Annotated in this window: 19 protein-coding genes; 11 read left to right on the top strand and 8 right to left on the bottom strand. The window is 59.1% G+C overall.

Annotated elements, in window-relative coordinates:
- Window positions 1-1242 precede the first annotated feature (1242 nt).
- From ASF29_RS07975 to ASF29_RS07965, 3 genes are read left to right on the top strand one after another with little or no spacing between them, the layout of a single operon-like run.
- On the top strand, window positions 1243-1956 hold the full coding sequence (locus tag ASF29_RS07975) for a ParA family protein (protein WP_062450165.1): 714 nt from the start codon (window positions 1243-1245) through the stop codon (window positions 1954-1956).
- Window positions 1957-1979: 23 nt separating this feature from the next.
- Complete coding sequence (locus tag ASF29_RS07970) at window positions 1980-2675, top strand: TetR/AcrR family transcriptional regulator (RefSeq protein WP_062450153.1); 696 nt, start codon at window positions 1980-1982, stop codon at window positions 2673-2675.
- A gap of 47 nt (window positions 2676-2722) precedes the next feature.
- Window positions 2723-3952 carry an MFS transporter gene (locus ASF29_RS07965; protein WP_062450152.1) on the top strand — a complete coding sequence of 410 codons (1230 nt, stop codon included), beginning with the start codon at window positions 2723-2725 and terminating at the stop codon, window positions 3950-3952.
- Between the two features lie 63 nt (window positions 3953-4015).
- On the opposite strand, the gene ASF29_RS07960 is transcribed toward ASF29_RS07965, so the two are convergent.
- Entirely contained in the window at window positions 4016-5440 is a 1425-nt protein-coding gene (locus ASF29_RS07960; protein WP_062450151.1) for a L,D-transpeptidase, read from the bottom strand.
- Between the two features lie 156 nt (window positions 5441-5596).
- On the opposite strand from ASF29_RS07960, the gene ASF29_RS07955 reads away from it, so the two are divergent.
- The 3 genes from ASF29_RS07955 (at window position 5597) to ASF29_RS07945 (ending at window position 7288) form a co-directional block, all read left to right on the top strand.
- Window positions 5597-6436 (top strand): aldose 1-epimerase family protein, encoded by an 840-nt coding sequence (locus tag ASF29_RS07955; RefSeq protein ID WP_062450150.1) that lies wholly within the window; start codon window positions 5597-5599, stop codon window positions 6434-6436.
- Window positions 6437-6561: 125 nt separating this feature from the next.
- Window positions 6562-6900, top strand: a complete 339-nt coding sequence (locus ASF29_RS07950; protein WP_062450149.1) for a TIGR01244 family sulfur transferase — start codon at window positions 6562-6564, stop codon at window positions 6898-6900.
- A gap of 46 nt (window positions 6901-6946) precedes the next feature.
- Entirely contained in the window at window positions 6947-7288 is a 342-nt protein-coding gene (locus ASF29_RS07945; RefSeq protein ID WP_062450148.1) for a RidA family protein, read from the top strand.
- 353 nt (window positions 7289-7641) lie between these two features.
- Here ASF29_RS07945 and ASF29_RS07940 read toward each other — a convergent pair whose 3' ends face one another.
- The 6 genes from ASF29_RS07940 to ASF29_RS07915 all read right to left on the bottom strand — a co-directional run bounded on the left by ASF29_RS07940 (window position 7642) and on the right by ASF29_RS07915 (window position 13604).
- Window positions 7642-8394 (bottom strand): pyridoxamine 5'-phosphate oxidase family protein, encoded by a 753-nt coding sequence (locus tag ASF29_RS07940; RefSeq protein WP_062450147.1) that lies wholly within the window; start codon window positions 8392-8394, stop codon window positions 7642-7644.
- Window positions 8395-8599: 205 nt separating this feature from the next.
- The gene (locus tag ASF29_RS07935; protein ID WP_062450146.1) at window positions 8600-10252 is read right to left on the bottom strand and encodes a thiamine pyrophosphate-binding protein; all 1653 of its coding nucleotides are present in this window, start codon (window positions 10250-10252) and stop codon (window positions 8600-8602) included.
- Complete coding sequence (locus tag ASF29_RS07930; protein WP_062450145.1) at window positions 10249-11454, bottom strand: CaiB/BaiF CoA-transferase family protein; 1206 nt, start codon at window positions 11452-11454, stop codon at window positions 10249-10251. The genes ASF29_RS07935 and ASF29_RS07930 overlap by 4 nt, the downstream gene beginning before the upstream one ends.
- 107 nt (window positions 11455-11561) lie before the next feature.
- Window positions 11562-11873: a hypothetical protein gene (locus ASF29_RS07925; RefSeq protein ID WP_062450144.1), complete on the bottom strand. Its 312-nt coding sequence runs from the start codon at window positions 11871-11873 to the stop codon at window positions 11562-11564.
- Between the two features lie 317 nt (window positions 11874-12190).
- Entirely contained in the window at window positions 12191-12481 is a 291-nt protein-coding gene (locus ASF29_RS07920; protein WP_062450143.1) for a GIY-YIG nuclease family protein, read from the bottom strand.
- Window positions 12482-12677: 196 nt separating this feature from the next.
- Window positions 12678-13604, bottom strand: a complete 927-nt coding sequence (locus ASF29_RS07915; RefSeq protein ID WP_062450142.1) for an alpha/beta hydrolase — start codon at window positions 13602-13604, stop codon at window positions 12678-12680.
- Between the two features lie 105 nt (window positions 13605-13709).
- Here ASF29_RS07915 and ettA point away from each other — a divergent pair, with 105 nt between their 5' ends.
- A complete protein-coding gene (gene ettA, locus ASF29_RS07910; RefSeq protein ID WP_062450141.1) occupies window positions 13710-15359 on the top strand; it encodes an energy-dependent translational throttle protein EttA in 1650 nt (549 codons plus the stop codon).
- 317 nt (window positions 15360-15676) lie between these two features.
- Window positions 15677-17896, top strand: coding sequence for a methyl-accepting chemotaxis protein (locus ASF29_RS23890; protein ID WP_082453418.1), 2220 nt, complete (start codon window positions 15677-15679; stop codon window positions 17894-17896).
- Between the two features lie 140 nt (window positions 17897-18036).
- On the opposite strand, the gene ASF29_RS07895 is transcribed toward ASF29_RS23890, so the two are convergent.
- Complete coding sequence (locus ASF29_RS07895) at window positions 18037-18492, bottom strand: VOC family protein (protein ID WP_062450139.1); 456 nt, start codon at window positions 18490-18492, stop codon at window positions 18037-18039.
- Between the two features lie 98 nt (window positions 18493-18590).
- Between ASF29_RS07895 and soxR the strand changes: the two genes are divergently transcribed.
- The 3 genes from soxR (at window position 18591) to metF (ending at window position 21076) form a co-directional block, all read left to right on the top strand.
- Entirely contained in the window at window positions 18591-19040 is a 450-nt protein-coding gene (gene soxR / locus ASF29_RS07890; RefSeq protein WP_062450138.1) for a redox-sensitive transcriptional activator SoxR, read from the top strand.
- Window positions 19041-19164: 124 nt separating this feature from the next.
- Window positions 19165-20178: a metalloregulator ArsR/SmtB family transcription factor gene (locus ASF29_RS07885; protein ID WP_062450137.1), complete on the top strand. Its 1014-nt coding sequence runs from the start codon at window positions 19165-19167 to the stop codon at window positions 20176-20178.
- A gap of 1 nt (window position 20179) precedes the next feature.
- Window positions 20180-21076, top strand: coding sequence for a methylenetetrahydrofolate reductase [NAD(P)H] (gene metF / locus ASF29_RS07880; RefSeq protein ID WP_062450136.1), 897 nt, complete (start codon window positions 20180-20182; stop codon window positions 21074-21076).
- Window positions 21077-21269: the final 193 nt, after the last annotated feature.

Here is a 21269-nt window from a genome sequence, read left to right as displayed (position 1 = left end):
TGCGCTGTGGATCGCCCTTGCGGAGAACGGATCGATGGCTGCGGGCGCTTCGTCAGAATGAAGCCTCGCATCCTCGAGGGCAGATGTGGCCGAACTGGCAGGGCGATGATCCGGCAACGGGCCATCGCCACCCGGAGGGTTGAGGGTCGGACCTTGAACATGTCCGACCGTTCCAACGGCAAGGCCCCCTTGCCCTCCCGGGTTCTGCCAGCCGTGGCAAGAGGATCGCTGTTTGGCCAAAAGAGCTGAACGGGGCGCTGCGAGGTGCCATTCTTAGACTACCCAACGAGGCAACTTACAGCGCCCCGTCCGAATACCCATGGCCGCAAATGGCGATGGACACTGAGAGAAGGTCATGCCACGGGCAGGTGCTGCCGCGTGAACGGCGAAGCTTGGGCAAGCGGTGGCCGGGGTTTTTGACAGGATTGGATTTGGAGGGTGAGGCTGGATGCTTCGAGGCCCCTGCGGGGCACCTCAGCATGAGGGCGGCGGGTGTGGCGGGCCTTGCCCTGGAGAGGGCGGAGGAAGAGACTGGGCACAACAGAGCAACCCTCATCCTGAGGCGCGCAGGCGCAGCCGGAGCCTCGAAGGGCGAGGGTTGCGGGCTTGGGGCAGAGCACGCGGCGGATGCTTCGAGGCTTTGTCCTTCGGCCAAAGCGCCTCAGCATGAGGGCGGCGGGTGTGGCAGGCGGTTGCAGCGACTGACTTAAGACAGAGTGCAAGCATGGTATAAGGAATACTTTGGGCAACGATGCGGGGCACAACGCAGCAACCCTCATCCTGAGGTGCCCCGCAGGAGCCTCGAAGGGCGAGGGTTGCGGGCTCGAGGCAGGAGTGCGTGGCGGATGCTTCGAGGCTTTGCCCTTCGGCCAAAGCGCCTCAGCATGAGGACGGCGGGTGTGGTGGGCGGTTGCTATAAATGACGTTAAAAGCATGGCACAACAGAGCAACCCTCATCCTGAGGTGCCCCGTAGGGGCCTCGAAGGACGGGGGTTGCGGGCTTGGGGCACGAGTGCGTGGCCGGATGCTTCGAGGCCCCTGCGGGGCGCCTCAGCATAAGGGCGGCGGGTGTGGTTGCAGGGCCGTGCCCCCCCATCACTGCAGGCTTCCACCCCGCCCATACAAAACCTCGCATCTCACATTAGCACTTCATTAACCATCTTCGTTAACAATATCCCATGCACCATGAATCTCGCGGTGCGGTGAAGAGCGATGAATTCAGGCTCTGCATTTGGGGGCCATATGCCAGTCATTACGTTTGCAAATACCAAGGGTGGGGCGGGGAAGACGACGGCGGTGTTGCTGTTGGCGACCGAGCTTGCGCGCACCGGCCATCGTGTGACGGTTCTGGATGCCGATCCGCAATTGTGGATTTCGCGCTGGTCGGAGATGTCGGGGGAGATGAAGAACCTTTCGGTCATCTCGCACGTCACCATGGCGTCGCTGGAAACGCATATTCGCGAGAACCGCGGCAATACCGACTGTTTCATCATCGATCTGCCGGGCACGAAGAGCCCGCTGCTGACGATGGCGCTCGGCATTTCCGATCACGTCATCATTCCGGTGCAGGGCTCGGCCATGGATGCGCGCGGCGCTGCTGAGGTGCTGGAGCATATCGCGTTTTTGAACCGCAAGATGAACATGGCCATCAACCATTCGGTCGTGTTGACCCGCGTCAACGCCATGATCAGCACGCGTTCCATGCTGCTGGTCAAGGCACTGCTGGCGGAAAAGAATGTTCGCGTGCTCAACACGGCCATTGCCGAACGTGCAGCCTTCCGCGACATTTTCGATTACGGCGGCACGCTGGCCGCGCTCGACTGTCAGAAGGTCAGCAATATCGACAAGGCGATGGACAATGTTCGCAGCTTCGCCGATGAGGTTTTGGCGCTGCTGCCGGTGCGTGTCGTACGCTCCAGCCCGCAGCTGAAACTGTTCGGTCGCAAGGCTGCCTGACCACGATCTCGCGCTTCTGTTTCATGCGTCCGGTCGTTTATGGTACCGGGCGCAAGATTTTGCTTGATTTGGAAACGATCGTTTTCTATATTGCGTCCATGACACAGAGCCTTTCACTCTCAACCCTAACACGCCAGCGCGGTCGCCCGCGCGAGTTCGATGTCGATCAGGCCATCGACAAGGCCATCGGCGTGTTTTCCGAGCGCGGTTACCACGCAACCTCGGTGGGGGATCTGACGCAGGCCATGGAGTTGACACAGGGCAGTCTCTACAAGGCCTTCAAGGACAAGAAGGATATCTATATCGCCGCGGTCGAGCGCTACAAGCTGGTGCAGACGCAGCGCTTCGAAGCGGCTGTCCGGCCTGGCAAAACGGGGCATGAGCGGCTGCTGGCGGCAATGAATTTTTATGCCGATGCATCTGCCGGGCAATCGGGCGGGCGCGGTTGTCTCGTCGTCGGTGCCACGGCTGATCTGGCGTCGCTGGATGAGGACACGGCCCGCGTGGTGCGCGTTGCAATCGAGGCGCGCGAGAAGATTCTGATCCGTCTTGTGCGCGAAGGGCAGGCGGATGGCAGCGTCACGTCTGCCAAGGATGCGGGGGCGCTGGCAAAGACCGCGCTTTGCATTCTCTACGGAATTCGCGTCGTCGGCAAAACCGCCCCGACGCGGGAGGAACTGAGTGCAGTGGTCGATATTGCCATGAAGGTATTCGACTGAATTTTTGCTTATTTTGGAAATAATCGTTTCCAAATTGGAGATAGACAATGACGTCAATTGTGCTTGGTGACGAGCCTGCTCGGGAAGAGGCGCTCTCTTCCCCCATGATCTTTCTGCTGGCCATGGCTTCCGGTCTGATCGCAGCCAATATCTATTATGCCCAGCCACTTGCCGGTCCCATCGGTGCAGAGCTTGGGCTGTCTGCTGCTGCGACGGGGCTGATCGTGACGCTGACGCAGATCGGTTACGGCCTTGGTCTGCTGTTCGTTGTGCCGCTGGGCGACCTCATCGAAAATCGAAAGCTGATCGTGACGACGGTTGCGATGGCGGTCATCGCCCTGATCGGTGCGGCAATGGCACCCCATGCGGCGCCGTTTCTGCTCGCCGTCTTCCTCGTTGGCATAAGCTCGGTTGCGGTTCAGATGATCGTACCTCTGGCCGCGCATATGACGCCGGAAGCCAAGCGCGGTCGCGTTGTCGGCAGCATCATGAGCGGATTGATGATTGGCATCATGCTGGCACGACCGGTCTCGAGCCTTCTCTCGGACGTCGTCTCATGGCGCGGCGTGTTCTGGATATCGGCAGCGGCGATGGCCGTGCTGGCCATCGTTCTCTACCGCTTGCTGCCGCGCCGCATGCCGGAAGCGAAACTGCCCTACGGTGCACTGCTCGCTTCCATGGCCAGGCTTGCCGTCAACACACGCCTGCTCCAGCGGCGCGCGCTCTATCAGGCCAGCATGTTTTCCGCCTTCAGCCTGTTCTGGACGGTCACACCGCTTTACCTCAGCGGCCCGGCCTTCCGGCTGTCGCAGAGTGAAATCGCGCTCTTTGCTCTGGCCGGTGCTGCCGGTGCGGTTGCGGCACCCATCGCCGGGCGCATGGCCGACCGTGGCTGGACGTGGGTGGCGACATTCGCCGCGCTGACGGCGGGAGCGGCTGCATTCCTCATCACCCATATCGCGCCTGAGGGATCGTATCTGTCGCTGGCATTGCTGGTGGTCGCGGCCATCGTGCTGGATTTTGCCGTCACCACCAATCTGGTGCTTGGCCAGCGCGCCATCTTCACGCTGGGTGCTGAATTCCGCAGCCGCCTCAACGGCATCTTCATGGCGACGTTTTTCATGGGTGGCGCTGTCGGTTCGGCGTTTGGTGGATGGGCCTATGCGCATGGCCATTGGGCTGCCGCATCCTGGCTCGGCTTTGCGCTTCCCGCATCCGGTCTGGCCTTTTTCCTCACGGAGCGCCGTCCGGAAAAGCGTCGACCTCGCCTCGGCTAAGGTCAGCGTCCCAAAAAAGAAATGCCCGGCACTTGGCCGGGCATTTCGTGTGTACAAACTGGATTAATCGGCGAACTCGACGACCACACCGGGCCGCACCATCTTGGCCAGTTCGGTCGCATCCCAGTTGGTCAGGCGGATACAGCCGTGGCTGTTGGTCTTGCCGATCTTGGATGGTTCCGGCGTGCCGTGAATGCCGTAGGTGGGCTTGGAAAGCGCAATCCACACCGTCCCGACAGGACCATTGGGGCCCGGCGGAATTTGCAGGATCTGGTTATTCTGACCCTGCTGGAAGTTGATCTTCGGATTGTAGGTATAGCCCGGATTGAGCGCGATGCGCTCCACCGTATGCGTGCCTGACGGAGACGGCGTGTCGGAGGAGCCGATGGTGGCCGGATAGGCGGCAATCAGTACGCCACTCTGGTCATAGGCGAAGACCTGCTTGATGCCTTTGTGGGCAACGATGCGGGCGACCTGACCGGACTTGGTCGGGCCGGGATTGACGACCTTGATGATGGTGCCGGGAACGGTGAAGTCCACGCCGGGGTTCAGTTCCTTCAGGTAGGTCTCATCCATGTGAAACCGCTCAGCCAGTGCCTCGGAGGTGGAGGTGAAGGCCATGGACTCCAGCTGCGCCTTCTCCGCATAGTCATCGGGGATGGACGCGACATAGGGACCGGCTGCATCGGCTGCGGTAATGGTATAATCCACGATCGCCAGCCCGCCGGTGTTGCGCAGGCGCTCCAGAATATCGTCGGTATTGTTCGGGTCCAGATGGTCGCCGGTCATATCCTGCCAGGCGGCAATAGCCTTGTTGACGTTGTCGCCCATCTTGCCATCGATAACGCCCGGCGAAATGCCTTCGCGGTCGAGAAACACCTGAAGGGCAACGATTTCCTGACGCGAGCGATTGACCGGAGCCGTCACCGGCTGGTTGCGCTCGATGATGTGGTCCGGCTGCGGCACGGAGGCGGTGGTGCTTTCACCGGGCAGGGGCTGGCTGAGCGGTCCGCTTTCCACATCGCCCGGCCGCGTGGCGACGGAGCCGGTATAGACATCCGGGTCGCTGCCATCGCCGCGATACTGACGGTAGTCGCGAGGCGTGCCATTGCCCTGATAGCCATAGTCGCGCTGCGGCTCACGATACTGGCCGCCGGACTGCCCCGGTGCTGGCGGGTAATAATCGCCATTCTGATTGTAATAGGGATCGCGGTAGGCTTCCCGCGGCGCTTCCCGACGGGCAGGCGCGCCTCTCGGCATTTCGGTCGCCACGAGGTTGCCATATCGGTCGTAGTAGACTGTGCGGCCCATGCGATCCCTGCTGATGACGATGTCACCGCGCTCGGGCATGTATTCGATGACCCGCCCGTCCGGGGAGACGAGCATGGGTTGTTCCTGATACACCTGCTGGGCGTGAGCCTGAACAGGTGCCAGTATGGGAGTCGCCGCAACCGCGAGACTGAACATTGCGTTAATTAAAAGTTTCACGATTCGGCGATCCCTTGGGTTCTGGCCCGATACACACACGTTAATCTTGACCCTATTGTGAAAAAGGTGAATTCGAGGTTAACGCAATCTTAATTTCCTGACGTTGCGGTAGCTTTTGCGTGATCGCAGCGTCAACACCGATGATGAGGAGGAAGCATGCGCGCCCTGCAGGCAGGATCATCCCCAACGATTTATCTGGACGAGAGATCCGTATTCGACATTGGCGCCTGCGTGGTCGATGGTATCGATATCGCCCCTGGCCGCGCCATCCCCGATGACGGTGATCCCCGCATCGATCATTCGCTGGAAGGCTTCCTCTTTACCTGCGGCCCCGACCATATTCGCCACCCCCAACCCATTGCGGGAGACGAAAACGGTAAACGATATCCGCTCCATGGCTCTTTCTCGTCTCACCCTGCCGAGATCATCGACTGGGTGGTATCCAACGGTAATGCGCAGGCCGTGGCCAAGGTTCCGGTTTCGCTTGTCGATGGCGGGACTGCGCGTCTCGACCGGCAGTGGACCATCGATGGCAAAAGCGGCGAAATCCGACTGGAAGACCGTGTCACCAATAACAGCGATGAGGCGCGGCCTGTCTTTCACATGTACCACATGAATGTTGCGGCGCGACTGTTCGATGATGCCGTGCGGCTTTCCGGCGCGATGTTCGAGAATGGCGGGTTTGGCTGGCGCTTCGGGCAAGAGCCGGGCGGGGTGTTCTGCGTTCCGGCAGGAGAGGGCCCGGATGGCTGGGCCGAGATGACGCTGGGGCCGATTGCCGCCATTGGCGGGCGCACGCTGCGCGTTGCGTTTCGCACCGACACCTTGCCCTATCTTCAAATGTGGAGAAATCAGCAGGATCCGGCCCATGTGCTGGGAATAGAGCCCGTTTCGCACCGCTGGGTCGACCGTGCGGACCTGGAGGCTGCGGGCGAGTTCGACATGCTTCAGCCCGGCGAAAGCCGCAGCTACGGCCTGCGCTTTTCTATTCTCTGAAAGGCCTTTGAATTGAAAAATCCTGTCATTGACGCACTGGATTTAACGCCTTACACCGAATGCGGATTTGAAGGCGGCATGGCACTTTACGGGCCAGACAGCCGTCGTGACCGGAGGATTTGAGCATGGACATCAGACGTATCGACGACGAATATTCCGTGAGCGGCCAGATCAGTGTCGCCGATCTCGACGAGGTCAAGGCGCTTGGGTTCAAGTCCATCGTCTGCCATCGCCCTGATGGTGAAGAAGAGGGACAGCCTCTGTTTGCCGATATTGCCGAGCGGGCGGAAGAGCTGGGCATTGCCATCGTGCATGTGCCTGTCGGCCGCTTCGGCGTGGACGCCGATGCCGTAACCGGCATGGTCGATGCGCTGGACGAGCTTCAGCGCCCGATGCTCGGCTTTTGCCGCTCCGGCGCGCGCTCCACGGCTATTTACGAAAAGACCCATCATTTGCGTGGCTGATGTGCCGCCATTGCCTTTACCGAAAGTACCAACAGGAGTTTCCAGCATGAGCATCAAGCGTATCGAACCCGGCAAGCGCATGAGCGGCGCAGTCGTTCACGGCAACACCGTATACCTCGCCGGCCAGGTCGGTGAAGGCACGTCCGTGACCGAGCAAAGCAAATCCGCTCTCGCCGAAGTCGACCGCCTGCTCGCGCTGGCCGGTTCCGACAAGTCCAAGGTTCTCCAGACCATCATCTACCTCTCCGACATGTCCACCTTCGGCGAAATGAACGCCGTCTGGGAAGGCTGGATCGACCCCGCCAACCCGCCAGCCCGCGCGACGAGCGAAGCCGCATTGGCGACGCCGGATTATAAGGTCGAGTTTATCGTGACCGCTGCGATCTGAGTGGTGTGGTAGTGTTGCGGAAGCCGGTCCTTGGGGCCGGCTTTTTTTGTTTGAGTTGATGTTGGTGGGTGGGGCTTACCCCCCTCTGCCCTGCCGGGCATCTCCCCCTCAGGTGGGGAGATCGGCAAGATGCTCGCTCATCGCCCCAATCGTAGCGTCAGAGGAGGGGGGCTGCAAAACAAGTCGTCGCCCTCTGCAACCTCTGAGATGACCGGTGAGCGTGCGCCCAGCTAATCTCCCCACCTGTGGGGGAGATGCCCGGCAGGGCAGAGGGGGGTAAGCCACATTCACCGCCGTTCGCTATTTCGCCATACAGCAGGGAATTCTGCTTAGTTTTGAATCCCTTACCTCTATCACTTCGAAGACTGATTCAGCGCCTTGCCAAGTTGATTCACACTCATCACGCGCTCGTCAAACCACAGCCGCGCAAGATCGCCAGCCGAAGCGAGGTTGATCCCGTCCGGATCGACAGACGTAATTTTCCAAGCTCCGGCCTTTCTCCCCGCTAACACCGCCAGCCGTGACGCTTCGCCCTTGATGCCGTTCAGACGGATGACTTCCGCCTCCAGCCCTTCCGCGCCGGAAAGGTCCGTGCGCAAATCTGCGGGTGTGATGTTGCTGGCATTGCGGGCAGGGCCGCCGTTTATCTGCACGCCTTCGATGTTCAACCGGTAAAGCTCGGTGTCCGGCAGGGAAAGGTAGAGCTTGGCCTTCGGATAGCGGGCGATATAGCGCGCCTTGGCCTGCGGTACGTCTTCCTCGCCGATGAGTTCGGCTTTTCCCACCAGCGTCAGCCTCGGCAAGGTCAGCGCATCGCCCTTGTTGAAGGGGGCGAGAACCAGCGAGATACGCGGGTCGGCCTCGATGTTGCGGGCATGGAGCGCGAGACGAGCGGCGAAGAAGAAGGGGGTGCCATCCGGCTCGACGGCGATGTTGGTGGCGGTGGTGTAGGGATAGCCGCTCAGCGGATCGAGTGTGGCGAGACCGGCGGTGCGGGAGGTGTGCAGCACATCGCGGGCGACGCGGATGGCCTCAAAGGGCGCACCGGCGGAGGGTTCGATTGTGGCGTTGCGCGGGGTGATGACGGGGATGAGTGTGTCTGGCATGATTGTCTCCCTAATCGCGGTATAGCGGAGCAACGTGGCCAGTCAACTCCGTGAAGGAGATACTATACACTCCGTCACCCGCACTTGATGCGGGGTCCAGCAGACGCGCGTCCGCGCAACGAGAAGAGTTCTTTCAGCCCAAGGACTTGGGCTGACTGGATCCCGCATCAAGTGCGGGATGACGGAGGAAGGGCGTTGCCAAACCTCAACTTCGCTCGCGAATCTGCGTCAGCGTCCGCGCAGGCGTAATGGCCTCCGGGTCCAGCTTCACCTCGATGATCGCGGGCTTACCGCTGGCACGGGCACGCTCATAGGCCGGGCCGAAATCCTCGGTCTTTTCCACCAGTTCGCCGTGGCCACCATAGGCCTTGGCGAAGGCAACGAAGTCAGGATTGACGAGATCGGTGCCGCTGACGCGGCCGGGATATTCGCGTTCCTGATGCATGCGGATGGTGCCGTAGGTGCCGTTATTGACCAGCACGGTGATGATAGGCAGGCCATAGCGCACGGCGGTGATGAATTCCTGTCCGTGCATCATGAAGCAGCCGTCGCCCGCAAAGCAGACGACTTCACGCTCCGGGAACAGATGTTTCGCGGCGACGGCGGCGGGCAGGCCGTAACCCATGGAGCCGGAGGTGGGCGCAGACTGCGTGTTGAAACGCTGGAAGCGATGGAAGCGATGCAGCCATGTGGCGTAGTTGCCCGCGCCGTTGGTGAAGACCGTGTCCACAGGCACATTCGCTTCGATCCAGTCCATGATCGGACCCATCTGCACCGGGCCGGGGCCGGTCTGTGGCGGGGTGGACCATTTTAGATAGGCTTCGTGCATGGCAGAAGTTCGGTCTGCCCAGACGGGGTTTGTCGGAGCCTCAAGCGTGGAAAGCGCTTCCACGAATTCGGCAGGGGACGCGCAGATGGCGAGATCGGGCCGATACATGCGCCCCAGCTCTTCGGCCTGCGGATAGATGTGCACAAGTGTCTGCGACGGGTAGGGGATGTCCAGCAGCGTGTAGCCGGAGGAGGGCATTTCCGACATGCGGCTGCCCAGAAGCATGATAAGATCGGCCTCCTTGATTTCCTTCGACAGTGCCGGGTTGATGCCGATGCCAACATCGCCCGCATAGGACGGGCTGAGGTGATTAAACAGCGCCTGACGCCGGAAGGAGCAGCCGACGGGCAGCTTGAACGTTTCTGCAAATGTCTTGAACTGCGCAACGGAATCTTCCGTCCAGCGGGTGCCGCCGACGATGACCATGGGACGCTTGGCATCCTTCAGCAGTTCGGCGAATTTCGCGATCTGCTTCGGGCCGGGGTGGTTTTCGACGGGCGTATAGGGCTGGGCCTCCGGTGCGTCTACCAGATCGACCAGCATGTCTTCGGGCAGGCTCAAAACGACAGGGCCGGGGCGGCCGGAAGTGGCGACTGCAAAGGCGCGGGTGACGAATTCCGGGATGCGGCGGGCATCATCGATCTCGCCGACCCATTTGGCGAATTCGGTAAAGGCGCGGCGATATTCGACTTCCTGAAAAGCCTCACGCTCGCGCGCATCACGCTGGACCTGGCCGATGAAGAGGATCATCGGGATCGAATCCTGCATGGCGATGTGTAGACCCGCAGAGGCGTTTGTCGCGCCGGGGCCGCGTGTGACCATGCAGATGCCGGGCTCGCCCGTCAGACGGCCCCAGGTGTCGGCCATCATCGCAGCGCCACCTTCCTGACGGCAGACGACGGTTTCTATGCCGCTTTCATAGAGAGCATCCAGCACCGCCAGATAGCTTTCGCCCGGCACGCAGGAAACGCGCGACACGCCATTGGCTTTCAGGGCTTCGACAATCAGCTGTCCGCCGGTTCTCTTCATGGCGCTATATTCCTCTCGATTTCATTCAGTTCGGCCAGAACTTCATCCTGATGTTCGCCAAGGCGCGGGCTTGGTCGATTATAATGCAGGGGCGTTTCGGACAATATGATAGGTGTACGGACGCCCGGAATGACGGTGCCATCGGCTGCTTGCAGATCGACGCGCAGGCCACGGGCCTCTACCTGCGGATCGGCAAACATTTCCTCGATGGAATTGATGGGACCGGCGGGCACGGCATTGGTTTCGCAGGCCGTCAGCAGGTCGCGCTTCGTCCATTTCAGCGTCTCGGTGGAAACGATCTGGCGCACCTCGACCTTGTGGGCGACGCGGGCCTTGTTGGTGGCGTAACGCTCGTCATCTGCGATTGCATCGATGCTGAGAATTTTGCACAGGCGGCGGAACTGGCCGTCATTGCCGACGGCGAGAATGAGGAAGCCATCGGCGGTCGGCACCACCTCGTAAGGTGAGATATTCGGGTGCGCATTGCCCAGCCGCACCGGGGCCTTGTCGGAAATGAGGTAATTCATGTTCTGGTTGGCCAGCACCGCAGATTGCACATCCAGCAGCGCCATATCGATATGCTGGCCCTGGCCGGTGCGCATGGCGTGGATGAGGGCTGCCTGAATGGCGGTGACGGAATAGATGCCGGTGAAGATATCAGCCACCGCCACGCCCGCCTTCATCGGCTGGCCATCCGGCTCGCCGGTAATCGACATGAAGCCGGACATGCCCTGAACGATGTAATCGTAACCAGCGAAATCCGCATAGGGCCCGGTCTGGCCGAAGCCGGTGATGGAGCAGTAGATAAGCTTGTGGTTCAGCGCCCGAAGCGACTGATAATCCAGCCCGTATTTCTCCAGCCCGCCGCGCTTGAAATTCTCGATGACGACATCGGCAGTTTTGACCAGCCGACGCACGGTCTCGCGTCCCTCCGGCGTCTTCAGATCGACGGTGATGGACCGCTTGCCGCGATTGGTGGAGTGGTAATAGGCGGCGGACAGATTATCTCCGTCCTTGCTCTCAACGAAGGGAGGTCCCCAGGCGCGTGTGTCATCGCCGCCATCGGGGCTTTCAACCTTGATGACATCGGCACCCATATCGGCCAGCATCTGCCCGGCCCACGGACCGGCCAGCACGCGCGCCAGCTCGATCACACGAATGCCCTTCAAGGGCGGCTGTTTCTTATCGGAAGGTTCTGCCATGTCTGTCTCACACATTTTCAGAAGTTTATAGACGGACGAACTTCTGCGTGCATGTGAAATAATCTCATGGCGTCATTCCGTTTCGGCAGTGAACAGAATGATTGAATTCACGCACGAGGGGCGGTGCCGGAAAGCGGCTGAATTGCCGGACGCAGTCCCATCGAGCGCAGAATGGCGCTGAGGCTAAGCAGTTCAGGGTTGCCGGTTGCAGAAAGGGTTCGATACAGCTGTGTGGGGTTGAGATCAGCCGCTTTGGCGACCTGTGGTACACCGCCGAACGCCTTGGCCATCTGCCGAAGCGTAACCATGAGTTCGCCTTGGTCACCATTGGCCAATATGGCATCCAGCGTGGCCGCCGCCAGTTCGGGATCATCGCGAAACAAATCCGCCATGGCATCGTCATGACTGCGGTCTTTCATTTGTTTCACTCCTTTCATTGTTGCAGCGTCGTCTCTCATTTCCGTTTCTCGAATCAAGTCGACTTTTGGCTGCCTGGACTGAGAAGCCAGTTTGACGCAAAACGCCTGCATCCGTCACTCCGGACTTGATCCGGGGCCTAGTAGACGCGCGTCTGCGCGGCGAAAGAACTTTTCACCCCCGAGGGCTTGGGGTGGCTGGACCCCGGAGCAAGTGCGGGGTGACGGAGGTGTCTGTCATGCATCCAAAACTGGCCTATTAGTTTCAGACCGGATAGCAGTTCAGGTTAAGCAGGATTACCCGCGTCGCGCACCTGCTATTAAAGAAGATAATGCGAGATATCGGCCCAATCGGGGTTCATTGTCTCGATGAGATCGAGCTTCCATTTTCGAGGCCATTTCTTGATCGTTTTTTCACGGGAAATCGCATCTGTTATGAGATCATGGGTCTCGAACCAGACGAGTGTCTTGGTGCCATATTTGCTTGTGAAGCCGGGCGTCAGATCGTTTTGGTGTTCGTACAAACGATGCGCCAGATCGCTGGTAACCCCGGTGTAAAGAGTACCATTACGCTTCGATGCCAGAATGTAGACGTAGCCCTGTCGCCGCATTGCCGTTGGATTGCATACTTGCAAAAAGCACGCAAAGGTTAATTGCGTAACTCTGTCTTACGACACTTGAATACCTGTTTTTTGGTCTGAATTCATAGAGTACCAGACAACGGCCTTGGTCTGGAAAGGCTTTTCTTGCCTTGCAGACGCAAGGCGGCTGGACCCCGGATCAGGTCCGGGGTGACGGAGATTGTGGTTAAACCTCCCGCGCCCAAGCTGCAAAATCTGCCGCCGGAACTTCCCAGCCGATTTCGTTCAGTGTTTCGTGGCGCATGCCGGGGTAGATGCGGTCGGTGATCTGGGTGAAGCCCGCCGTGCGGAACTGCTGGGCCAGCCAGACGATCTCGCGGCCATTGTTGGTGGCGGCGTCTTCGTTGCCGCTGACGAGGAGGATGGGCAGGTCTTTTGGCAGGCGCGAGATGAGTTTCGGTCCGCGATAGGACATTTCGAAGACGTCCTGCCACAGCGAAACGCTGGCTTCGAACTGGCAGAGCGGGTCTTCGACATAAGCATCGACCGCCGCCTTGTCGTGGCTCAACCAGTCTGCCGTGGTGCGCTTTTCCGGCATCTTGCTGTTCCAGATGCGGAAGGTGGCTTTGGGCAGGATAGCGCTTGGAACGTCCGAGCCTTTCAGCATTTTTTCGATTCTGAGAACGACTTGCGCCAGGCGCCCCATCACACCGGTGTTGAGGTTTGAGTTCCAGATCGACAGGCCGTCGAAGGCATCCGGGTGGCTGACCGCGGTGTTGAGGGCGATGAGGCCGCCCATGGAGTGGCCGAAGAGGATGATGGGCAGGCCGGGGTGGCGTTCTGCGGCAAGGGTGCGCATGGCCATGACATCGGCGATGACCTTGGTCACGCCATCCTTCCAGGCGAAACGGCCGATGGGTGCATCGTCAGCTTTCGTGCGACCGTGGCCGCGATGATCGTGGGCGTATACCTCGAAGCCCTGGTCCGACATGACCTCAGCGAAACGGCGGTAGCGCCCGGCATGTTCGACAAGCCCGTGGCAGATGAGCAGCACGCCGCACGGCGTGCCGGTGGCGGGTTGGTGGCGATAGGCGAGGGTGGCACCGGAGGGGCTTTCCAGCCGGTTGATTTCACCAAACATCATATCGTCCATTCCCGTCTCCACAGCTTGGCTTATTCTTGGTTGGAGGTTGCTCCAAAGCCTCATTTACCCTACATAGCGGCAACTTTCCCAAACTGACGTGGAGCATTCGCTACAATGGCACGCCAATTCATCTACCACATGTCGGGGCTGAACAAGTCTTACGGCGCCAAGAAGATTCTCGAGAACGTAAACCTGTCCTTCTACCCGGACGCCAAGATCGGTATTCTCGGCCCTAACGGTGCCGGTAAGTCCACTGTGCTGCGCATCATCGCCGGTCAGGACAAGGAATTCACTGGTGAAGCCTGGCTGGCCGAAGGTGCGACCGTCGGTTATCTGGAGCAGGAGCCGCATCTCGATCCGACCAAAAATGCGTTCGAAAACGTGATGGAAGGCGTGGCCGACAAGCAGGCCGTGCTTGATCGCTACAACGAACTGATGATGAACTATTCCGACGAGACCGCCGACGAAGGCGCGAAGCTTCAGGACATCATTGACAGCCAGAACCTCTGGGATCTGGAACAGCAGGTCGAAATGGCCATGGAAGCCCTGCGCTGCCCGCCAAAAGATGCCGACGTTACCGTTCTGTCCGGTGGTGAACGCCGCCGTATCGCGCTGTGCCGCTTGCTGTTGTCACAGCCGGATCTGCTGCTGCTCGACGAGCCGACCAACCACCTCGACGCGGAAACAATTGCATGGCTTGAAAAGCACCTGCGCGATTACCCCGGCGCCGTCATGATGATCACCCACGATAGATACTTCCTGGATAACGTCACCGGCTGGATTCTCGAGCTCGACCGTGGCCGTGGTATTCCTTACGAGGGCAACTACTCTGCTTACCTGACTGCCAAGGCCAAGCGCATGCAGCAGGAAGCCCGTGAAGAAGCCGGTCGCCAGAAGTCGCTGTCGCGCGAACAGGAATGGATCGCTTCCAGCCCCAAGGCGCGTCAGGCCAAGTCGAAGGCCCGTATCAAGGCTTACGAACAGCTGGTGGATGCCGCAGAAAACATCCGTCCCGGCGACGCGCAGATCATCATTCCGGTCTCCGAGCGTCTGGGGCAGGTCGTTATCGAACTCGAAGGCATCAACAAGGGCTTCGAAGGCCGCACGTTGATCAATGATCTGTCGATCAAGCTGCCACCGGGCGGTATCGTCGGCATCATCGGCCCCAACGGTGCCGGCAAGTCCACCCTGTTCAAGATGATCACAGGCCAGGAAAAGCCTGACGCGGGTTCCATCCGTATTGGCGATACCGTCCATCTCGGTTATGTCGACCAGAGCCGTGATGCGCTCGCAGCCGACAAGACAGTGTGGGAAGAAATTTCCGGCGGTGCCGAAATCATCAAGCTTGGCAAGTTCGATATGAACAGCCGCGCTTATTGCGGCGCGTTCAACTTCAAGGGCGGCGATCAACAGCAGAAGGTCGGCAATCTTTCGGGTGGTCAGCGTAACCGCGTGCACTTGGCAAAGATGCTGAAGGCAGGCGGCAACGTTCTGCTGCTCGACGAACCGACGAACGATCTTGATACGGAAACGCTGGGTGCGCTGGAAAGCGCGCTGGAAGCCTTCGCCGGCTGCGCCATCATCATCAGTCACGATCGCATGTTCCTCGACCGTCTGGCCACGCACATCCTCGCCTTCGAAGGTGATGGCCATGTGGAATGGTTCGAAGGCAACTTCGAAGACTACGAACAGGACAAAATCCGCCGCCTTGGCCCGGATGCGCTGAACCCCGGAAGCCAGGCGTATAAGCGTTTGACGCGCTGATAGCGTTTTCTCCTGTAGAACATCAAGCGGCCCCGTATTCATGTGGATACGGGGCCTTTTCTTTGCGCTGGCGCATCTTGGGATGCCTGCCTTCAAAATTGGCAGCCCCCGCCATGCGCCTGCATCATTTTCGTGCAACGGCCTGTATATTGGGCGGTGACGATTTGGTTTTTACTTTTGATTATTGTCAAGAGCCGCGGCATTTTCGCGGTAATACTTGTGATTCAGAATTATTTAAGACTGATCCTGTTTATTCACGTTTGCGCATATGAGTTGCGCATCGCGTGGCATGAGGTCACTCAACAGGAGATTACCTCATGAAATTGGTCGATGTTGCGATCAGCAAGCGCCTCTGGACCGCCGTCACTCTTCCCATGCTGGCTGCTGGTTACCTATCCTATGTGCAACTGTCGGAACGTCTGAAGGACTACCACAACATGAATGAGGTGGTGATGATCAGCGATCAGTTGAAAAAATTGAGCGACATTGCGCATTTTCTTCAGGTCGAGCGAGGACTGACCGCAGGCTTTATCGGCTCCAAGGGGACTGCGAATGTGTCCGAGCTTTCAAGCGCCCGCAAACAGACCGACGGTGGCGCGAGTCAGTTTGACGACATCGCCTCGTCATTGTCTGCGCTGACCGATAGCGCCGCCGCAAGTAAATATGCCGCGGCCAAGACAAGTCTGATGTCTGCAACGCAGTTACGGTCAGGAGTTGACAGTCTATCCGTAAAGGGTGCCCAGGCATTCGGGTCCTATACATCCGCCATTGCAAGCATTGTCGTCATCGTATCCGATCTCGTGGAGGAGGTGGGTGATCCCAATATCGCTCGTCAGGTGGCGGCCTATAGCGAACTGATGAAAGCCAAGGAGTTGGCCGGGCAGGAACGCGGTCTCGCCAATGGTTTCATTGCCGCCAAGCAGATGGACCCGGCACGCTTTGCTGATTTTGCCGCAATGGCTGGCGGACAGCAGGCTTTGATCGACACCTTCATACTGGCGCAGTCACCAGAGCGTAGGGCAGGTATCGCGGATGCGATTTCAACGGCTTCCAAAGACATCGCCGCTTTCCGCGCCCGCATTCTCGCCAATGGCGAAAAGGCCGATCTCGGCACCCTCGACAGCGCGTCCTGGTTTGGAACAGCGACCAAGCGTATCGAACTGCTCAAGCAGATCGAAACGGAAAGCCTGACCTCCATCTCCACTCTGGCAAAGGCCGAGGCGGGCGTGGCGTTCGACAAGCTGATCGTCATCGGTCTCATCACGCTGGCTGGCGGCATTGTCATGGTGATCTTCTCCAGCATCATGGCTATGACTGTCGTACGCCCGATTGGCACGATGGTTGCCGCGATGGGCCGACTGGCCAAAGGCGAAATCGACAATGCAGCCCTGGCTTCCGGTCGCAAGGACGAGATCGGCGACATGGAGCAGGCGGTCGAAATCTTCCGCCAGTCCGCCATCCGCAACCGCGAACTGGAAGAGGCAGAGGCGGGCAACAGAGCGCGGGCCGAACGTGAACGGGTGGAAATGCAGCGCGCAGCGGAAGCTGAGGCTGAGGCAAGGCTGACGCAGGCCACGAGCACCTTTGCAGCCAGCATGAAGCGGCTGGCATCCGGCGACATGCTGTGCGAACTCAACGAGCCATTGTCATCGCAATTTGAAGCCCTGCGTCAGGATTTCAACAGCTCTGTCCGGCAATTGCGCGAAACGCTTGCGAGCGTCGGTCAGTCGGTCTCGACGGTCACGAGCGGATCGCAGGAGATTTCAGCGGCGTCGGACGATCTATCCCGGCGCACGGAACAGCAGGCCGCCTCGCTCGAAGAAACCGCTGCTGCTCTCGAGCAGATCACTGCGAACGTGACATCGACCTCCAAGCGTTCCGCCGAGGCGCGGGGCGTGGTGCGGACGGCGCGGGAAAAGGCCAGCAACTCCGGCAATGTGATGCGCGATGCGGTGGCGGCGATGGAGAAGATCGAGGAATCGTCCAGGCAGATCGGTCAGATCATCGGTGTTATCGACGAGATTGCGTTCCAAACCAACCTGCTGGCTTTGAATGCCGGTGTGGAAGCCGCGCGTGCGGGCGAGGCCGGTAAGGGCTTTGCGGTTGTTGCACAGGAGGTCCGGGAACTTGCGCAACGCTCTGCCAAGGCCGCAAAGGAGATCAAGGAGTTGATCGGCAATTCCGCCATCGCCGTTGGAGAAGGTGTTCGTCTCGTCAGCGACACGGGTGCGGGCCTTGGCGAGATTGCCGAACTGGTACAATCGGTCAATTCCCATATGGAAGCGATTGCAACCGCAGCCCAGGAACAGTCCGCTGGCCTTGCCGAGGTCAATACGGCGGTCAACCATATGGACCAGGCCACACAGCAAAATGCGGCGATGGTTGAAGAAATGAATGCTGCCGGAGCATCGCTTGCGCAGGAGAGCGTTAACCTCAACAATCTGCTGTCGCATTTCCAACTGGGGCAGTCGTCGCAGGCTGGGAGGGGTTCATCGTACGGGGCTGTCGGACACGGCTCGCAGCGTCATGCGGCCTGATGTCGGGTAGGCGTTTGCCTGCACATTGGTGGCCGACGCCTGCGAATGACATCATAAGACGTTGAATAAAAGCCACCGCTTCGGACCGAAGCGGTGGCTTTTACATATCTGCGACCCATGGGATTGGTGATTCTTTCGATCTACAGGCTGTTCCACTGCGAAAGCGTCATCATTCCGGGTATGTCTTGTCGTGCCTGTCCAGACAAGATGGCGATATATTCCAGAGAATGCCCATCAGGGTCGTCGAAATAGACGTTGGCCGATGGCATCCAGGGGAAAACGCTCGGCTCATCGATTTCTACGCCAGAGCCGTCACGTGGTGTGATTCCTTTCGAGCGCAGATAGTCAGGAGACTGGATGACCTGATCGAGTGTCGTTTGAAACGCGATGTGAAGTTTGAGTTGCAGGGGCGAGCTATGAATGGACCAAAGCCCCAGCATGGAGGTTTCACGCCCGCCGATCCAGAAGAACGCCACGTTTCGTTCTGGAATTCTGTGTGCCAACTCCAGGCCGAGTATACTGCGATAAAAATCAATCGAGCGTTCGAGGTTCGAAACGGTCAGATGGGTTTCGTAAAGGCCCTGTACCGGGATCATGGTCAACTCCTTGGTGATGCGCCGGGTACCACACCAGACGCTTGATTGATGAGCTGACTGGGTTCATAGGACCTCAACCAAGGTTGAGGTCAAGAGATATGAATGTGAAATTGGACGTTCACCGTGAGCTTTCTGTTGGAGAGGTTGCCAGACGCAGCGGCGTCGCCGTTTCTGCCATTCATTTCTACGAGGCAAAGGGCCTGTTGCGATCGACGCGAAATGCCGGTAACCAGCGTCGTTATACCCGAGAGGTGCTGCGCCGCGTTGCGGTGATCAAAATCGCTCAACAAGCAGGCATACCGCTGGCGGATATTCGCGATGCCCTGTCGACATTGCCCAACGGGCGCACACCGGATGCCGAAGACTGGAAAACTCTGGCTGGCCTGTGGCGAGCAGAATTGCAGCAGCGAATCAACAGGCTGACGCAATTGAGAGACAAGCTTGAGGGATGCATCGGCTGCGGATGCCTGTCGGTCAAGGACTGCCCTCTGCGCAATCCAGGTGATATGCGCGGTAGAGAAGGAACGGGAGCCGTCCTACTGGAGTAACATCGCTTGGTTGCTTCCTCTTGGATCTTCTGATTTTTGGGGTCGCAACTCCAATGCCGACTTGCAATCGGCCGTCAATCGTATAAAGATATCTTTATATGTTGATTGGCTTGAGGTTTGCGATTTGGCTCTAGGGCTTGATAATCTGGTAGGACTGTTAAAGGCGGCGGGAGAGCCCACGCGGTTTCGCCTGCTTGCGCTTTTGGCTGCGGGCGACCTGACGGTAACGGACCTGACTGAAATCCTCGGGCAATCACAGCCGCGCATTTCGCGCCACCTGAAGCTTTTGGCCGAAGAGGACCTTGTCGACCGCTATCAGGAAGGTGCCTGGGCATACTTCCGTTTGAAGCAGGATGGCAAGTCTGCCGAGATGATCAAGCAGTTACTGGCCGTTGCGTCTCCGACCGACGCTGTTCTGTTGCGCGATCATGAACGGCTTTCTTCCGTCAAGCGTGTGCGGGCAGAGCGCGCGCAGGATTATTTCAGCCGCAACGCATCTGCGTGGGATGAGCTGCGCCGCCTGCATGTCAGCGATGATGCCGTGGAAGCCGCGCTTTTGAAGCTGATCGGTACAACTCCGGTCGACTCGATGCTGGATCTCGGCACGGGTACGGGACGTATCCTGCAGTTGCTGAGCGGTACCTATCGCCGCGCGATTGGTATCGATGCCAGCCGCGATATGCTCGCCGTTGCCCGATCCAATCTGGATAAGGCCGGAGTTGCCCACGCCTCCGTACGGCATGGCGATATCTTGAACCTGCCGCTGGAAGGGCAGGATTTCGATCTTGTCGTGGTGCATCAGGTTCTGCACTTCCTCGATCACCCGGAAATGGCGCTGGCGGAAGCTGCACGCATGCTGCGCCCCAATGGACGTCTGGTGATCATCGATCTGGCGCCCCATTCGCTTGAATATCTTCGCGAAGACCACGCGCATGTGCGTCTGGGCTTCTCGCATCAAACCATGGAAGAGTGGCTGAAAAAATCCGGTCTCACGCCGGAAAAGTCTGTCGATCTGCATTCCGGCAAGACGACGGCTCAGTCGCTCGATGTGACAATCTGGGTTGCGCGTGATCCACGCCTGCTGATCGCAGGGCAGGAGCAGATCGACGTACCTCTTCTTTCCGCCGGGAGGGCATGAGATGACAATTACCGAGGCAGACCGTCACACGGGCGGTTCGTTCAAGCTTTCCTTCGAGTTCTTCCCGCCGAAGAATGCCGATATGGATGTGCAATTGTGGGAAACGGTCGAAGAGCTTTCGCGCTGGAACCCGGACTTCGTTTCTGTGACCTATGGCGCGGGCGGCAGCACCAAGGCGCCGACGTTGCAGGCGGTGCAGAGAATGATATCGGTGGCGGACCTGCCTACCGCATCGCATTTGACCTGCGTCGATGCCAGCAAGCAGGATGTCCATGACGTGGTGCAGGAATTCACGGCCGCTGGCGTGAAGCATTTCGTGGCGCTGCGCGGCGATCCGTCCACAGGCATCGGTACCGACTATAAGCCGCACCCGCAGGGTTACGAGAATGCCGCTGCTCTGGTGCGCGGCTTGCGGGATATCGGTGATTTTGAAATCTCGGTTTCGGCCTATCCTGAGAAACACCCCGAAAGCGAGAGCGACGCCGTCGATATCGACATGCTCAAGCGTAAGGCCGACAACGGCGCGACGCGCGCGCTGACACAGTTCTTTTTCGACAACGAGATTTTCGAGCGGTACATGGAGCGCGTGACCAAGGCAGGCATTACCATTCCTGTCGTGCCAGGAATCATGCCGATCCAGAACCTGACGCAGTTGAAGCGTTTTGCCGGGCGCTGCGGCACGAGCGTGCCAGCCTTTCTGGATGAGCGTTTTGCCGGGTTGGATGACGAACCGACAGCGCGTGCGCGGGTGGCCGCAGAGGTGGCTGCCGAGCAGATACTCGACCTTCAGCGGCGCGGCATCAACGAGTTTCACCTTTACACTATGAACCGCGCGCCTCTGGTGAATGCGGTTCTGGAAAATGTCGGTTTCCGGCCCTTGAGACGGTCCGCCGCATAAGGCACGACAAGGTCGATAATGAAAAAAGCGCAGGTTCTGAAAACCTGCGCTTTTTTAATGGCAAATGATAATCAACTACCGGGTGTGCGATACCCCTTGGTGCGTGTCAGATGAAAAGCATCACCCCGACAAACGCAAACGCAACACCGACTGCTAAGGCATTAAGAGAATTTGTAAGTCCCATGCTCTGCCT

Origin of the sequence: Rhizobium sp. Leaf262 (assembly GCF_001422245.1) — a bacterium.
GTDB lineage: Bacteria > Pseudomonadota > Alphaproteobacteria > Rhizobiales > Rhizobiaceae > Agrobacterium.
The sequence above is the reverse complement of the archived record's forward strand: the minus strand, read 5'-3'. Positions and strand labels throughout refer to the sequence as shown.

Excerpts from the sequence above, each read along its gene's own strand:
- ASF29_RS07955 (WP_062450150.1), top strand. The coding sequence starts at position 5,597 with ATGCGCGCCCTGCAGGCAGGATCATCCCCAACGATTTATCTGGACGAG.
- ASF29_RS07965 (WP_062450152.1), top strand. The coding sequence starts at position 2,723 with ATGACGTCAATTGTGCTTGGTGACGAGCCTGCTCGGGAAGAGGCGCTC.
- ASF29_RS07930 (WP_062450145.1), bottom strand. The coding sequence starts at position 11,454 with ATGGCAGAACCTTCCGATAAGAAACAGCCGCCCTTGAAGGGCATTCGT.
- ASF29_RS07915 (WP_062450142.1), bottom strand. The coding sequence starts at position 13,604 with ATGGACGATATGATGTTTGGTGAAATCAACCGGCTGGAAAGCCCCTCC.
- ASF29_RS07920 (WP_062450143.1), bottom strand. The coding sequence starts at position 12,481 with ATGCGGCGACAGGGCTACGTCTACATTCTGGCATCGAAGCGTAATGGT.
- ASF29_RS07975 (WP_062450165.1), top strand. The coding sequence starts at position 1,243 with ATGCCAGTCATTACGTTTGCAAATACCAAGGGTGGGGCGGGGAAGACG.
- ASF29_RS07945 (WP_062450148.1), top strand. The coding sequence starts at position 6,947 with ATGAGCATCAAGCGTATCGAACCCGGCAAGCGCATGAGCGGCGCAGTC.
- ASF29_RS07895 (WP_062450139.1), bottom strand. The coding sequence starts at position 18,492 with ATGATCCCGGTACAGGGCCTTTACGAAACCCATCTGACCGTTTCGAAC.
- ASF29_RS23890 (WP_082453418.1), top strand. The coding sequence starts at position 15,677 with ATGAAATTGGTCGATGTTGCGATCAGCAAGCGCCTCTGGACCGCCGTC.
- metF (WP_062450136.1), top strand. The coding sequence starts at position 20,180 with ATGACAATTACCGAGGCAGACCGTCACACGGGCGGTTCGTTCAAGCTT.
- ASF29_RS07925 (WP_062450144.1), bottom strand. The coding sequence starts at position 11,873 with ATGAAAGACCGCAGTCATGACGATGCCATGGCGGATTTGTTTCGCGAT.
- ASF29_RS07970 (WP_062450153.1), top strand. The coding sequence starts at position 1,980 with ATGCGTCCGGTCGTTTATGGTACCGGGCGCAAGATTTTGCTTGATTTG.
- ASF29_RS07935 (WP_062450146.1), bottom strand. The coding sequence starts at position 10,252 with ATGAAGAGAACCGGCGGACAGCTGATTGTCGAAGCCCTGAAAGCCAAT.
- ASF29_RS07940 (WP_062450147.1), bottom strand. The coding sequence starts at position 8,394 with ATGCCAGACACACTCATCCCCGTCATCACCCCGCGCAACGCCACAATC.
- ettA (WP_062450141.1), top strand. The coding sequence starts at position 13,710 with ATGGCACGCCAATTCATCTACCACATGTCGGGGCTGAACAAGTCTTAC.
- ASF29_RS07950 (WP_062450149.1), top strand. The coding sequence starts at position 6,562 with ATGGACATCAGACGTATCGACGACGAATATTCCGTGAGCGGCCAGATC.
- soxR (WP_062450138.1), top strand. The coding sequence starts at position 18,591 with ATGAATGTGAAATTGGACGTTCACCGTGAGCTTTCTGTTGGAGAGGTT.